Origin of the sequence: Psychroserpens sp. S379A (genome assembly GCF_049800755.1) — a bacterium.
Taxonomy (GTDB): Bacteria; Bacteroidota; Bacteroidia; order Flavobacteriales; family Flavobacteriaceae; genus Psychroserpens.
On the sequence record NZ_JBNAFQ010000002.1, the window covers coordinates 575,380 to 590,563 of the forward strand.

16 protein-coding genes are annotated in these 15,184 nt (G+C 31.9%); 3 read left to right on the top strand and 13 right to left on the bottom strand.

Annotated features, from left to right (window positions below; genetic code table 11):
* Position 1 precedes the first annotated feature (1 nt).
* The 12 genes from ACP15M_RS07380 to ACP15M_RS07435 are packed head-to-tail and all read right to left on the bottom strand — an operon-like array spanning position 2 to position 10,219.
* Positions 2 to 997 carry a BtrH N-terminal domain-containing protein gene (locus ACP15M_RS07380; protein WP_425076547.1) on the bottom strand — a complete coding sequence of 332 codons (996 nt, stop codon included), beginning with the start codon at positions 995 to 997 and terminating at the stop codon, positions 2 to 4.
* The gene (locus ACP15M_RS07385; protein ID WP_425076548.1) at positions 987 to 1,394 is read right to left on the bottom strand and encodes a hypothetical protein; all 408 of its coding nucleotides are present in this window, start codon (positions 1,392 to 1,394) and stop codon (positions 987 to 989) included. Before ACP15M_RS07385 ends, ACP15M_RS07380 begins: the two co-directional genes overlap by 11 nt.
* Complete coding sequence (locus ACP15M_RS07390) at positions 1,391 to 1,855, bottom strand: ABC transporter permease (RefSeq protein ID WP_425076549.1); 465 nt, start codon at positions 1,853 to 1,855, stop codon at positions 1,391 to 1,393. The genes ACP15M_RS07385 and ACP15M_RS07390 overlap by 4 nt, the downstream gene beginning before the upstream one ends.
* Entirely contained in the window at positions 1,855 to 2,286 is a 432-nt protein-coding gene (locus tag ACP15M_RS07395; protein ID WP_425076550.1) for a hypothetical protein, read from the bottom strand. Before ACP15M_RS07395 ends, ACP15M_RS07390 begins: the two co-directional genes overlap by 1 nt.
* Positions 2,287 to 3,420, bottom strand: a complete 1,134-nt coding sequence (locus tag ACP15M_RS07400) for a beta-ketoacyl-ACP synthase III (protein WP_425076551.1) — start codon at positions 3,418 to 3,420, stop codon at positions 2,287 to 2,289.
* Positions 3,421 to 3,429: 9 nt separating this feature from the next.
* Positions 3,430 to 4,353 carry a dialkylrecorsinol condensing enzyme DarA gene (locus tag ACP15M_RS07405; RefSeq protein WP_425076552.1) on the bottom strand — a complete coding sequence of 308 codons (924 nt, stop codon included), beginning with the start codon at positions 4,351 to 4,353 and terminating at the stop codon, positions 3,430 to 3,432.
* Positions 4,354 to 4,408: 55 nt separating this feature from the next.
* Positions 4,409 to 5,293, bottom strand: a complete 885-nt coding sequence (locus ACP15M_RS07410) for a lipid A biosynthesis acyltransferase (protein ID WP_425076553.1) — start codon at positions 5,291 to 5,293, stop codon at positions 4,409 to 4,411.
* A gap of 15 nt (positions 5,294 to 5,308) precedes the next feature.
* Positions 5,309 to 5,554, bottom strand: a complete 246-nt coding sequence (locus ACP15M_RS07415; RefSeq protein WP_425076554.1) for an acyl carrier protein — start codon at positions 5,552 to 5,554, stop codon at positions 5,309 to 5,311.
* Complete coding sequence (locus ACP15M_RS07420; RefSeq protein WP_425076555.1) at positions 5,547 to 6,779, bottom strand: beta-ketoacyl-[acyl-carrier-protein] synthase family protein; 1,233 nt, start codon at positions 6,777 to 6,779, stop codon at positions 5,547 to 5,549. The genes ACP15M_RS07415 and ACP15M_RS07420 overlap by 8 nt, the downstream gene beginning before the upstream one ends.
* Positions 6,780 to 6,795: 16 nt before the next feature.
* Positions 6,796 to 7,527 carry a 3-oxoacyl-ACP reductase FabG gene (gene fabG / locus ACP15M_RS07425; protein WP_425076556.1) on the bottom strand — a complete coding sequence of 244 codons (732 nt, stop codon included), beginning with the start codon at positions 7,525 to 7,527 and terminating at the stop codon, positions 6,796 to 6,798.
* Between the two features lie 23 nt (positions 7,528 to 7,550).
* Complete coding sequence (locus ACP15M_RS07430) at positions 7,551 to 8,678, bottom strand: WG repeat-containing protein (RefSeq protein WP_425076557.1); 1,128 nt, start codon at positions 8,676 to 8,678, stop codon at positions 7,551 to 7,553.
* Between the two features lie 11 nt (positions 8,679 to 8,689).
* On the bottom strand, positions 8,690 to 10,219 hold the full coding sequence (locus tag ACP15M_RS07435) for an HAL/PAL/TAL family ammonia-lyase (protein ID WP_425076558.1): 1,530 nt from the start codon (positions 10,217 to 10,219) through the stop codon (positions 8,690 to 8,692).
* Positions 10,220 to 10,329: 110 nt separating this feature from the next.
* Between ACP15M_RS07435 and ACP15M_RS07440 the strand changes: the two genes are divergently transcribed.
* Entirely contained in the window at positions 10,330 to 11,580 is a 1,251-nt protein-coding gene (locus ACP15M_RS07440) for an NAD(P)/FAD-dependent oxidoreductase (RefSeq protein ID WP_425076885.1), read from the top strand.
* A 35-nt stretch (positions 11,581 to 11,615) separates the two neighbouring features.
* On the opposite strand, the gene ACP15M_RS07445 is transcribed toward ACP15M_RS07440, so the two are convergent.
* Positions 11,616 to 12,224 carry a hypothetical protein gene (locus ACP15M_RS07445; protein ID WP_425076559.1) on the bottom strand — a complete coding sequence of 203 codons (609 nt, stop codon included), beginning with the start codon at positions 12,222 to 12,224 and terminating at the stop codon, positions 11,616 to 11,618.
* A 235-nt stretch (positions 12,225 to 12,459) separates the two neighbouring features.
* Here ACP15M_RS07445 and ACP15M_RS07450 point away from each other — a divergent pair, with 235 nt between their 5' ends.
* Positions 12,460 to 12,984, top strand: coding sequence for a hypothetical protein (locus ACP15M_RS07450; protein ID WP_425076560.1), 525 nt, complete (start codon positions 12,460 to 12,462; stop codon positions 12,982 to 12,984).
* A 102-nt stretch (positions 12,985 to 13,086) separates the two neighbouring features.
* Positions 13,087 to 15,150 carry a M13 family metallopeptidase gene (locus tag ACP15M_RS07455; RefSeq protein WP_425076561.1) on the top strand — a complete coding sequence of 688 codons (2,064 nt, stop codon included), beginning with the start codon at positions 13,087 to 13,089 and terminating at the stop codon, positions 15,148 to 15,150.
* The last annotated feature ends 34 nt before the right edge of the window (positions 15,151 to 15,184 follow it).

Sequence of the window (15,184 nt, forward strand, 5' to 3'; positions counted from 1 at the left end):
ATTAAACGGCTTTCTTTAATTTTTTAAAGAAGGCTTCTTCTTTATCGGCAAGTGTATCTAACTGAGATGCTACATCATTATAACCATCTGTTTTAGCAGCTCTATTTTTATATATTCTAGAGGCATCAACAGCAAAATCTCTCCATAAATCACCAATTTGTGTCATTTCTTTAGAGAGTTCGGCAAGTTTTTCATTCTTTAAAATAGCGCTAGATTCTTGTAAAAAGGCAGCAAATATATAACGAAAACCACCACCACCTGTACCTATTTCTTCTTGCATACGTACAATTTGTCCTAAATAATGATTGGCTACTTTTACACCTTTCTTTTTTGGCCATTTACGTATAAGTTTAGCAACCACTCTAATTCCTTTTACACCTACAATTGGAACAGGAGCAAGCATTTCTTTGCAAGTGTGCTTTATGCCTTTTATGATGGCTTTTTCTAAGTGTAACTCTTTAGGAAAATCGGTTGGATAGTACATATGACCTTTAGGAGGTAAAGCACCTTTAGCAAATCTCACTTTTTCAAGTTCTTTTTCTGTTAAGGTGGTTACTGTTTCCATAACAGGATCACTAATTAAATAGGTATCTTTGTCTTTACCATAAACGACAAGATTATGTGCATTAAAATGAAAGCGATACTCATCTGGGAAATAAGTAAGATTATAAACACCAACTTGTAAGCCTACAGGATTATTGTTCTTTAAATTTTCATCTAATTTAGCTTGCGCTTTTTTAGGATCTCTAAATTTTTCACGCTTAATTTTAATACCAACACGTTTGGCAAAACGCTTAAAAATAAATCCAGGCATTGCTCTATAAGTTATAGCTGGAGCATGGTTTACCATTAAAAACGGAATATAGCAAAAGAGTAAACCAGAACCAATGCCAAAAACCATAGGTTCGCTTATATTAAAGCCGTTATGTTTCATTAAATTGGAAACCACACCATTTTCGCAATGTGCAGATTGATGATGTGTAAAATTAATTTCCATGTGTAATGTCTTTTAGTTGGGCAATACTAATGTTAAAAACAGTAGCATATTTTTGAAGTGTTTTTTCTGATAATTTATTGAATACGTTTGGTTTAAAATGACGTTTAACTCGCCATTTCCAAATACCAACATAACTTGCTAGAATAGGAATATCCATTTTGTGCAACTCCATATAATATTCAATTGGACTGGTTTGTTGGTTTAGTACTTTAGATTTTGCGTTTTCAACACGTTCATTAATTTCAGCTATGGCATTATCTAGTGCAATAGTTTTTGGATTCCAACCTGAACTATTAACAGTCGTATAGTTGCCATTTTCGTCTACTGCATAGCACAATTCTTTAAAATTAGCAGACTCTAAATTGCTTTTATCTTGTGGTACTTCACTCTTCTTCATGTCTTCGGTATTTCTTGAATAAATAAATTCATTTCACAAGATAATAATTCTTGATTTGAAGATGAAATTGTACAAATTAAGGTGCAAATACTATAGTGGTCTGCATCAAATCTAGATTTTAAATTGGCTTTAGAGATGATGGTGTCTCCAACTATAGGACAAGCATGAATGGTTACTTTTTTTATGGCACTTATAAAACCAATAAGCTTGGTACCTTCACCTTCTAAATCGTCATCTTCAAAGTAGCTTTTACCAACAATCGAAGAACAGGTTTGTGCGGCATTTTCTATTAAACCCACTTCATTAAATTGGCTTTTTTCATCTATAAAAATGCAATCCTCTTGTATTTTAAAAGACGTTGCGACATGTTCATCATCTATAGATAATACCTTGTCTACCATTAAAAAAGGTGCGCGATGAGGTAAAAATTTAGTGATATCTAAAGATTGAAACTTATCCATTAGTTCGCAATAACAGTTTTCATTTGTGCCGAAGCTATTTCTTCTTGGTTTTGGTTAAAGGCTTTAACCTCTACCATAGTAACTCCCATAAACTCATGTAAAATATGAGCTTCGGTTGTAATGGTTTCATGTAGTTTAGGTAATTGGAATACTTCTACTTTTTTAATAGAACCAATATAACCTGTTGGAGCGACTTCATTTCTTAAAAAAAAATCATAACCTGTATGTAGTGCAACGGTTTGTGCCATATTTTCAATAAGACCAGACTCTAAAAAATAATGATCTTTTACCAAAAGATTATCCTCTTGTATGGTAAAGCTAGATTTTACTTTATTTGGTGTAAAATCTAACAAAGTATCTACCATTACAAATGGTGTTTTTTGCGGAATTAAGTGCGAAATATTTGTAATAGGAAATTCTTGAGTAGCCATTTAACAAACAGTTAGTAGTGCATAAGCATAAGCAAAACGAGCACTTTCTGGAACAGAAAGTAATATTTTATCTCCTTTTTTAAGTTGACCAGAATTGACTAATTCTTCTAACATGATATAGATAGAACCAGCTCCAACATTACCTACTTTACTTAAGTTTAAGAACCAGTTTTCCCATGGAATTTCTACTCCTTGGTTAACCATTTCTTGATATAGGTTTTCTTTGAAGTAATACGATGAAATATGTGGTAAATAATAGTTTATATCTTCTGGTTTGATATTGTGTTTTTCAATAGCCATTTTTAAACTATCAACACCTTTTACTAGTATGTTTTCACCAAGTAGCTTAACATCTTGCTTCATCGCGAACAATGATTTTTTACTCCATTGATCTGAAGGGAATTCACTCCAAGGTTTAAGAAATCCGTTATCTAATTTGTCGCTTCCAGCATACATGCATGCTTCAATTTCATGGGCATACGAGTAGCCTTCCATCCATTCAATTTTAAGAGGAAGGTTTCCTTTAGGTTCGTTTTCTAATAAAAAAGCACCAGCTCCATCAGATAACATCCAACGTAAAAAGTCTTTATTAAAAGCAAGAATTGGATTGTCTTCTAATGTTTCAAGGTGTTTTAATTCTTCTTCAAAAGTATCAGACATCATCCAAGAAGATGTACGTTCAGAACCAGTACAAACAGCATTATTGGTTTGTCCAGATTTTACAGACATATAACCATACTTTAATGCGTTCATTCCAGAGCAACAAGCACCAGAAGGAGAATTGATTTCTATATTTCCATTTTTTAAGAACCCATGAACCATGGCAGCATGAGAAGGTAAAATTTGATCTGGACTTGATGTGCCACAGGATAAAAGTTCGATATCTTCAGCTTTAAATCCATTTTCACATAATCCCATTACAGCTTCTTTAGTGAGTTGCGCATTATTATGTGTTATGTTTCCGTTGTCATCAATGGCGTAATATCTTGTTTTAATTTGATTATTACGCAAAACAATACGCCTTCCTTTTGAAGCTTTACCATTTATTGTCCCTAATTTTTCTTCCATTTCGTCATTTGTAATAGGACGATTAGGTAGATACTTTGAAATTTTATTGATGTAAACTTCCTTCATTTTTAGCTTTTACTCTTTATACTTCACTGAGGAGTAATATAATTTATCTTTCTTTATTTTATGTATAGAAAACACATAAGTCAACAAAAATAATATAAAAACTATAGGTGCAATTATCCAAATGGCAAATAATAGGTAATTGTTGAAAAATTTAACCCAAAACACACGCTTTTTACTATTTTTCTCACCTTTTGATCGAATTAATTTTGCCCATTTAGAAAAAATAAGATTTGCACGTTTGTCTGTGGTAACCAAAAAGGGTTTAATTTTTACAGCATCTTTACTTAAAAGTGCCTCTTGCAATGTTGAAAAATTATTGGCTTTAAGATGTTTAGAAATTATTGGTCCAAACTTAACAGCTTCGTCTATATCTTTTTGCGAAACGCCTGGTTTTGGAAAAATACCAAGAAAGCGTTCTTTTTTTCCTGAGAACATCCATTTAGAAATGGTAATGACGCTAATATGATTTAAATGTCTGTCTGCTAAAACAATATTTCCAACAAGATTTGCTTGAAGTTCTTTTAGCTTTTTCTTCATTTTTTCTTGAGCCATAATCCACATGTTTCTACAACCAATAACTGTAATAATAGGTTTGTTTTGCAGTAGTAGTTTGGCTTCAGAAGTGTTTAAAAATGAATTGATAGGTATTGAAGGCGTTAAATACCATATTTGATACCCAAGAATAATTAAATCGTAATTTTTGTTTAAGATTTCTGAAGGTATTGGTTTTACCTTTTCTGGAATTTGCTGAAATGTTTCTGGAAAGATTCCGAAGAAGTCAGCTTTTGTCCAAGGAAACGGAAAAGGATTTTCCATTTTAATATCATGATAATCTACATGAATATTATCTTTTGCTAAAGGCGAAACAATGTTATTTACAATTTCTGTTAATTGACCAGATTGTGAATAATGTATAACTAAAACGCTTTTCACGAGTATGATTTTAGTGTTTTCTAATTAAAAAGTAGTTTAAAATACACTTATTTTTTTACTTTTCTTGCTTTTTCCAAAAATCAAAATAGTTAAACCATTGAAGAGGATATTTGTCTAATACCCAAGAGACGCTTTCGGTATATTCTTTTAATAAGGTTTTAGCATCTCTATGTTTAGCATTTGATTGTCTTGTGTAAAGGTGATAGTGCGTATTGGTTTCTTTCATTACATATACAAATAGTACAGGAACCTTTAAACGAGAGGCTAACATAAATGGTCCAGCGGGAAATTTTGCAGTTTCACCTAATAAATTTTCTTCAAGATATTTAGAATCTTTAATATATCGGTCTCCTGTGATACAAACCAATTCATTTCTAGCTAAAGCCGCATTTATTTCGAATATGTGAGATAGATCTTCTTGAATTAAGATGAGATTTATTTTTGGTTTTGTAGTGACGCTTTCTAGATATTCTTTAATTGAAGAGTGTTCAGAATCTGTAGTTAATATGCTTATAGATGCACTTTCTTCTAATTCACCAAAAAAATAATCAGCAATTTCAAAATTGCCAACATGAGCACTTATTAAAATACCTCCTTTTTTTTGTTTTAAGGTTTCAGTAATATAGTGTCCTCCATCATGTTCAAAGGTAAATTTGGTTTTTAAACCTGCTAAAATGGCAACTTTATCTATAATAGTTTGACCAAAAACATAATAGCTTCTGTAAACGTTAACTAAACTTTTAAATTTTGAGTTTTTTTGTCTTTTTCTGAAATAATAAAAACTAGCTTTAGAGTTTGTTATTGCAAAAAAACAAAAGTAAAGTGCAACAAAATATAGAATGAAGTATGCAAGACCAATTCCAAAGGTTTTCATACAAAACACAAAAATTTTGTATCCAAAAACGGTTCCTCTGGACTTACCTTGCCATTCAGCTGCCATAAAATTTAAACGAAATTACTTACCTAATTTATGTTCAATAAGGTCATAGAAATCTTGAAGAGAGATTACATTTACAAAATCTTCACCAACGAGTTTTACGCCAAAATTAGATTCTATAGCTACAACAAGATCTACAAAATCTAAACTATCTAATTCTAAAGTTTCTTTTAAATTTGCTTGAGGTGCAATATCATCTGCATCTACTTCAAACTCATCAATTAGAAAGTTGTTTATTTTTTCAATAATAACTTCTTTAGTCATTACCATGCTGTATTTTTTTAATTATTAATGCTGAATTGGTTCCACCAAATCCAAAAGAATTTGACAAAAATACATCAAATTTTTTATCTAGCGTTTTACTTACTAAATTTAATTTTTTTGCATCCTCATCAGGTTCTTCTAAATTAATGTTAGGCGCTATAAAATTATGCTGCATCATGATTAAAGAATAAACAACTTCACTAGCTCCAGCCATCCAACATTCATGTCCTGTCATAGATTTTGTTGAGCTAACATAAGGACCGTTTTCACCAAACACGTTATATATTGCTTTAGCTTCATTAGCATCTCCTACAGGAGTTGACGTTGCATGTGCATTTACATATTCTATTTCAGAAGGTTTAAGATTTGCTTGAAGAATTGCTTTTTGCATTGCTTTAGAAGGTCCATCTACATTAGGAGTTGATATATGTTCACCATTTGAAGAAAATCCGTAACCAATAATTTCGGCTATAATTGGAGCACCACGTTTTATGGCAGATTCGTAACTTTCTACAACTAAAGTTGCGGCTCCACCACTTGGTACTAAACCGTCTCTATTTTTATCGAAAGGTTTTGAAGATTTTTCAGGAGATTCTAAATTCATTGCAAATACACCTAAACCATCAAAACTTCCCATGGCGTATTTGTTTATTTCTTGAGCACCACCACAAATGATGCAATCTTGTAAGCCACTTTTAATGAGTTGGTATGCCATTCCAATAGCATGAGAACCACTTGCACATGCAGCACTTACAGTAAAATTAATTCCAGTAAGTTTAAACAACGTTGAAAGGTTCATTGTAACCGTAGAGTTCATAGCTTTAAAAATAGCTCCTGAACCTACGAGTGTGGTGTCTTTTTTTTCTTGAATCTTATTTACAGAATCTACAACTGCTTTTGAAGTACTATCGTTTCCGTATATAATACCTACTTCATTTTGACTCATATAAGATTCGCTTAGTTTTGCGTTTTTAAGTGCTTCGATAGTAGCTACATAAGCATAAGCACCTTCGTCACCTAAGCTAATACGTTCTCTTCTAGATAATTCTTTTTTTAGATTAGGGACTTCTACCATTCCTGTTAATGGTGATCGATATCCAAAATCTTTACGCTCTGGATCATAAATAATTCCTGAAGTACCATTGTATAAGGATGTTTTAGTTTCTTCTAAGTTTTTTCCTATACAAGAGTATATTCCCATTCCAGTAATTACGACTCGCTTCATATACTATTTACCGCTTTTATGAGTAAATTCCTCCATTAATATTAACAACTTCACCAGTAATATAAGAAGATTTTTTAGAGACTAAAAAGGACACTAAATCTGCGACTTCTTGTGCTTCGCCAAAACGATTAGCCGGAATTAATCTTTTAAGCTCTTTTTCATCTAAGTCTGCTGTCATGTCAGATTTTATAAAACCTGGAGCGACAGCATTTACAGTAATATTTCGTTTGGCAACTTCTTGAGCTAAAGCTTTAGTAGCGGCTACAATTGCTCCTTTAGCTGCCGAATAATTAGTTTGCCCAGCAGTTCCTTTTACACCAGATACAGAGGCAATATTAATAATACGACCAAAGCGATTTCGAAGCATTTTTTGAATAAGATGATTAGTCACATTAAAGAAACCATTTAAAGACGTGTTAATTACATTTTGCCAATCTTCTTTTGGCATCCACATAAATAATCCGTCTTTTGTTATTCCAGCATTATTAATGATGACTTCAATTATTGCTTCTGGGTTTTGGTCTTGCCAAGCATCTAGCTTTGCTTTTACTTGTTCAGAGTCACTTACATTAAAGGCTATAACCTCTCCTGTATTGCCTTCAGCTTCAACAGCTTTAAGCGTGTCTTTAGCAGCAGCTTCATTACTGTTGTAATTTATTAAAATATGATAATCGGTATCTTTGGCTAGTTGTATGCAAATAGCTTTGCCAATTCCTCTAGATCCTCCAGTTATTAAGGCACATTTCATTTATAATAAGTTTAAATTTAGAATTATTTAAACAATTCTAGATTTTTAAAAGTTTTGTTTTTTAAGACTTCGCCTTTGGTATTAATGTAACACCAAAGTTTTTTGTTTTTTACACGAGCAAGACCATCTACAAAACCTTTTTCAGCATTCTTTTTAAAGATTGCAAAACCTCCAACGGTTATATTATATTTGTCTTCAATTACTTGCTTTCCAGAAGTGTTAATAAAACCCCAATATTTGTCTTTTTTTATAGGAGCCAATCCATCGTTACTAAAAATTTCAGCATCTCTGTATTGTAAGTCAATTACAATTTTACCTGTAGTATCAATATAACCCCATTTTTTATTTTTTGAAACTGGAGCTAATCCATTTACAAAAGCTCTTACTTTATCGTAAGTAGGTTCAATAATCCACTCTCCTTTTTTATTAATGAAACCCATTTTATCATTTTTCTTGGCATAGGTAATGTCTGGATTTACAGAAAAATCCCAAACTTTTTGAGCTCCACTAACTTCTTTAAATTCACCATTAATAATTAAGCCATGAATTTCACCAAGTTTTGCTACGATGTTTCCATGGTATACATGACTTACACCATCGTATTTGGTTTCAACTAAATAGTTCCCAGTTTTATCGATTAATCCCCATTTTTCACCTTCTTTTACTTTTGCATAACCATTTATAAAATCAAAAGCTTTATCAAATTTAGGTTTAACAACGACAGTACCAGAGACATCAATAAAACCAACATAGTCACCTTGTCTAATTTGAGCGAACCCTTCATTAAAGTCATAAAACTTATCTGTAGAAACATTATCTAAAACTTTTTTTCCTTCAGGATTAATGTAAAACCATTGTTTGTCTTTTAAGACAACGGCAATTCCAGAATTAAAAGCTTTAGTTTTATCGAATTGTGGTTCAATAACCCAGTCTCCTTTTCGGTTAATAAATCCCCATTTTTTTTTGTCGTTCATTGCTTCAGCTAAATCCTCAGAAAAGTTTTTAGCAACTTTAAACTTAGGTTGTATTTGCCAATCACCTGTTTTGTTGATGTAACCAAACTTTCCGTCTTCGTTTGCAAGAGCTAATTTTTGAGCATGGCTAGCAATGCTTAAAAAAAGCATTACGATTAATAGTATTTTAGTTTTCATAATGTATTGTTTTATGCTTTATTATTAATGATATATTCTTTAACAAGGTTAACATAAGGGTACATAACAACGTCTTCAGTAAATATAGGAACTAATTTTCTTATCTCTTGATATAATTTTTGAGTTTTTGACGAAACTTGATCTTGGGCTTTTAAATATTCTATGGCTTGAACAACTGTGATGAGTTCAATGGCGACAACTTCAAACGCATTTTCAATGACTTTTTTAGTTATTAAAGCGGCATTAGTTCCCATACTTACAATATCTTGATTATCGTTGTTATTAGGAATACTATGCACATACATTGGGTTGGATAAAGTTTGATTTTCGGCAGTTGTTGAGGTTGCAGTAAATTGAACACCTTGCATGCCAAAGTTTAAGCCTAATTTACCAAGATTTACAAATGGAGGAAGGATATCGTTTAAACGTGTATTTAGTAAGTAATTGAGTTGCCTTTCTGCTAACATACTCATTTTGGTAACTACAATCTTGAGTTTATCCATTTCTAGAGAGACATAGTCGCCATGAAAGTTGCCTCCATGATATACGTGTTCTTTTTCTACATCTACTATCGGATTGTCATTTGCAGAATTGACTTCTTCAATTAAAATTCGTTCTACATTATTTAAAGTATCTAAAACAGGACCAAGTATTTGTGGTACACATCGTAGCGAATAGTATTCTTGAACCTTATCTTCAAAAACAGCAATATCTTCAGTATTGTTTTCGTATAAATGATGTTCTCTTTTTCTTGTAAGCTTGCTGTCAGTTAAATGCTCACGCATTTTTTTAGCAATCTCTCTTTGTCCAATGTGTTTTTTAGATTGGTTTAATTCTTGAGAAAGATGGTCATCATAAGCTTTTACTATTTCATTTATAGCTGCAGAGCAAGAAATCATCCAATCTAACAAACGTCTAGTATACATGGTGTTAACAATGCCAATACCAGTCATTACAGACGTTCCATTCATAAGAGCAAGACCTTCACGAAGTTCAACCGAAATAGGCTTTAGGTTTTCTGCTTCAAATACGTCTTTGGTTGGTAGCCATTCACCTTTATAAAATACTTCGCCTTCACCAATTAAAACTAAAGCTAAATGAGCTAATTGAACTAAATCACCACTAGCTCCAACGCCTCCATGTTCATAAATTAATGGTGTAATATCTTTATTAATAAGTTGTGTCATTAATTCAATGACAGATTGGTGTACTCCAGAATGTCCTAAAGACAATGTATTAAGCCTTGCAAGCATGGCAGCCTTAACATACATTGGTGGAATTGGATTTCCCGTACCAGAAGAGTGACTTCGTATTAAATTATATTGTAATTGGATACGCTCAGAATCTTTAATTTTGTACTGAGCCATTGGTCCAAATCCAGTATTTACACCATAGATGACTTTGTTTTCTGAAAATTCTTTTAAAAATTGAAAACTTTTTTCAACTGTTTTAGTGACTGAATCGTCAATTTGAATAGTATTGTTTTCAATGATTATTTTATAAAAATCTTCTATTCCAAGTTTTCCGTTAAATGTAAGCATCTATATGTTTTATTCTGAAAATATTTACTGTAAAATTTTAATAACTAAGAGTAAAATAGTTATTTTGATATGCAAATTTAACATAATTAATGATTAATACTACACCGAATATGAATGATATACATGTTGATGTTTTAATAATTGGAGCAGGACCATCTGGTTGTGTTGCTGCATCACACCTTCATAATCAAGGAAAAAAGATTAAAGTGGTTGAAAAAAACACATTTCCAAGGTTTGTAATTGGTGAAAGTTTGTTGCCAAGATGTATGGATCATTTTGAAGAGGTAGGTCTATTAGATGTTCTAAAAGATTTCGGGTTTGAAAAAAAATATGGTGCTCGATTTTTAAGTGGAGACATTGTTTGTAATTTCGATTTTAGCAAGAAACATACTAAAGGTTGGGATTGGACTTGGCAAGTTACTAGAGCAGATTTTGATAATGTTTTAGCTACCGAATTGATACGTAGAGGAGTTGACTTGTCTTTTGGTCAAGAGGTTGTAGATGTTGTTTTTGACGACGATGGAACTTCAGTAACAAGTATTAAAGACGATAATGGAGCGTTGTATAAAGTTCATGCAAAACACATTATAGATTCTAGTGGTTATGGCAGAGTGTTGCCTAGATTGTTAGGTTTAGATAAAGCGTCTAACATACCAGAACATTCTTCGATTTTTGCACATGTAAAAGATGTTAAACGACCTGAAGGAGTTGAAGGCACACTCATTACTTTTGATGTGTTAGACACAGACACTTGGTTTTGGGTCATTCCCTTTTCTAATGGAGATACAAGTATTGGTTTTGTTGGAAAAACTGAATTTATCGAATCTTTTAAAGGAGACACTTCTGAAAGATTAAAAGCCATGTTGAAGCATTCGTCATACTATTACGAACGCTTTAAAGGCTTAGATTTTAAGTTTCCACCAATTTGTATAAAAAATTATTCTAAATCTGTAAAGCAACTCTACGGAAAAGGATATGCATTAACGGGAAATAGTGCAGAATTTTTAGATCCAGTATTTTCTTCTGGTGTAACTTTTGCTACAGAATCTGCTTTAATGGCCTCAAAACTAATTACTAAAGAGTTAAATGGAGAAGTGGTAGATTGGGAAGAAGAATATACAGGTTATATTATGAAAGGTGTAAACGTGTTTGCGTCTTATGTGAAGGAATGGTATACTGGAAATTTACAAACCCTATTTTTTCATAGACCAGAAAACCCAGAAATTAAACGACAAATTTGTGCTGTTCTTGCTGGTTATGTTTGGGATGAAACTAATCCTTTTGTAAAAAAACACGATAAGTTGGTAAAAAATCTAGCCTATTTAATAAAAATGGAAGTACAACAAAAAGCGAACTCATAGAGTTCGCTTTTTGTTTGTAATATATAATCTTGATATTATTTTTTTGTTTTCTTTCTTAAATGCGCAGCAAAAGTTTTAGCAAGTTTTGCATAAGCTTCAGAAATTCTATAACCAGAATTATAATCATTACCCATAGCGCCTTTACCTTCAGCTTTTATATACTTTACTTTAAAAATAACCTTATCTGGTGCATCATTTTTATATACAGTAAATACAGCATCAATTTTAGAGTTTTGTCTCATTACACCAACATTATAACCAGCATACATAAATGTAGTATGTATTTTTATAGTGTACTCTGCATCTGTTAAATCTTTACCTACTTGTACTTCATTATTATCCCAACGTTTATTAAAAGACTCAATAAATTTTGGTTCGTATCTAGCTTCTCTATCTGCAAACCAAGATTTTTTAAAGCGCTCTCCATCTCCTTTTTTCTTCTCTTCACGCTTTTGCATTTTATCTTTTAAAAATTCCTCTTCGTTATCATATTTTGGAATTTCCAAATTAGAATAATCAAATTCAAGATTAAATGTTGTAATACCTTTTAAGTTTTTCCAATCGCCTTCTTGTACTTTAGCTTTTTGAGCAAATGTTAAGGTAGTACATAATAGAACAAGAATAATAGATAGTTGTTTTTTCATTGTGTTTTGATGTTTTTAAATTTTAATAGCAAAATACTAATAGTATGCCAAGATATAAAAATGTCACCTTTTTTTTAGATTTAAACCCATTATTTAAATGTAAAAGCATAGTGGTATGAAGAGTTAATTAAAAAGTAGCAAACCACATTCGACCAAAATTTTGTTAAATCTAATATGGTCGATTTTAATTTGTTAACGCATTGAGTATATTTACAGCTTAAATGATTTTTAATTTATGTGCTATAAACACTTATTTATTAGCCTTTTTTGTATTGTAATAGTTAGCTGTAAAACGGAGACTTCAAATCAAGATGTCGAAACACCTGCAAATAAAAACTCATCAAAGGAAATTTCAAAACAAGAAATAGAACACTTAAAATATTCAGACTTTTTATTAAGTAGCGATGCTTCTAATGCAGTAATAGATTGGCAAAAATATCAAGAACTTAATACGCAAATGGGTTACTTGAAATCTGCTGATTTGTCTTTTTTTAAAAGTGAAATCACTTTAATTACTACGTTTATAAACGATTTTAAAGCAGAAATACCTAAAACCATAAATACGAATGAGGTTAACTCTAGAATAACAGCTTTAGAAACAAAAATGCTAAAACTCAATAGTTTGTTGTTGCTTGATAATATTTCTAAAAAAAATCAACTTGAAGGAATAAAGGAAGTGTTTATAGCATTTTCAAATCTTAATCTTCAGATTAATAAAAAACTCGAATTTGAGGCAAATAACATTTTGAAGCCAGAATAAACACCAGAGTTGTTTTCTTAATGTTTTGTTAATATGTAACAAAACCTAAGTTCAAGCTTCTAATTAATAACTAATTTTAATCAAATTAAAACTTCACACATTATGAAAACTAATATCAAAAGTATTTTGATGGTTTCTATTTTGGCTGTATTCGCATTTTTAGGATGTAAAGAAGAGCCAAAAGAAGAAACAGCCATGGTTGAAAAAATACCAGGTATCAATCTCGAAAACATGGACAGAACTGTTAGTCCAAAAGATGATTTCTATAATTATGTAAATGGAAATTGGCAAAAAACAACTAAAATTCCTGAAGAAGAAACGCGTTGGGGCGGATTTGGAGTATTGCGTAAATCAACTAGAGATGATGTTTTAGAAATTATTAAAACATCTAAAGAACTGGGTAAATACGAAGAAGGAACAGATCAAAAGAAAGCATTATTGATTTTTGAATCTGAGTTAGATTCGGTTGCTCGTAACGAGGCAGGAATTGAGCCTTTAAAACCAATACTTAAAAATATTGATGAAATTACTAATCTTGAAGAAATGCAAACAGCATATGCTACTGTGATTGGTCTTTCTGCTCCTTTTGCTAGTCTTGGTGCTGGTCCAGATTTAAACGATAGTAGTATGAACACCGCTTGGATTGGTCCTGGAGGAACTGGATTGCAACGTGAGTACTATCTAGATCAAGATGAAAAGTCAAAAGAGATTAGAGAAAAGTACAAAGCTCATGTCTCAAGAATGCTTCAGTTTATTGAGTATAGTGAAGAAGATGCTAATGCTGCTGCTGTAAAAATTATCGAAATGGAAACACAATTGGTGGAGCCTAGATTAGATAAAGTTTCGGCTAGAGATGCTAGAAATTATAACAACCCAAGATCAATATCTCAAATTCAAGAGATGTGTCCAGCAATAGATTGGAATAAAATGATTTCAGATTTGGGAATTGAAAAAAAGCTAGATACTATTCTTGTAGCACAACCTAAATACATGACTGCTTTAAGTGACTTCTTAAAAAACACATCTATTGAAGATATTAAAACTTTAATGGATTGGAGTACTATTAATTCTGCAGCAGGATGGCTATCTACTGATATTGAAAAAGCAAATTGGGAGTTTTATGCAAAAGAATTGAGTGGTGCTAAAAAGCAACGTACTGCAGAAGAGCGTGCTTTGGGTACAGTAACAGGATCTGTAGGTGAAGCTATTGGTCAGCTTTATGTTGAAGCTAAATTTCCGCCTGAAGCAAAAGCAAAAGCAGAAAAAATGATTGCTAATGTGATTACTGCGTTTCAAAATAGAATTCAAAAACTAGATTGGATGACCGACGAAACAAAAACCAAGGCAATTGAAAAGTTAGACAAGTTTACAGTAAAGATTGCATATCCTGATGAGTGGAGAGATTATTCAAAGCTAATGGTAAAAGAAGGGAATAGCTATGCCGAAAATATGTTAGCTGTTAGTCAGTATGCTTTTGAAGATAATTTATCTGATATTAATGAGCCAATTGATAAAAAAGAATGGGGAATGCCACCTCAAATGGTAAATGCGTATTTCAATCCAATTAATAATGAAATTGTTTTTCCAGCTGCAATTTTACAACCACCTTTTTACAATTATACTGCTGATGATGCTGTGAATTATGGAGGAATAGGAGCTGTTATTGGTCACGAAATTTCTCACGCGTTTGACGATTCAGGTTCGCGTTTTGATGCCGATGGAAACTTGAGAAATTGGTGGACTGAAAAAGACCTTGAAGAGTTTACAAAACGAGGAAACCAATTAGCAGAACAATATAGTGCTATAGAAGTATTAGATAGTGTTTATGTAAATGGACCATATACTCTTGGTGAAAACATTGGAGATTTAGGTGGTGTGCTTGGAGCTTATGATGGTTTACAACTATTATTTGAAGAACAAGGACGACCTGAAGATATTGATGGTTTTACTGCTGAACAACGTTTCTTTATGTCTTGGGCTACAGTATGGAGAACATTAACTAGAGAAGACGCTTTAAGAAGACTTATAAAAACAGATACGCACTCTCCTGGTATGGTTAGAGCAACACAACCTCTAAAAAATATTGATGCATTTTATGAAGCATTTGATATTAAAGAAGGTGATGCGATGTGGTTAGCTCCTGAAGATCGTGTAAGAATTTGGTAAATTAGTTTTAATACTAAAATAAAAAAGGCTATCT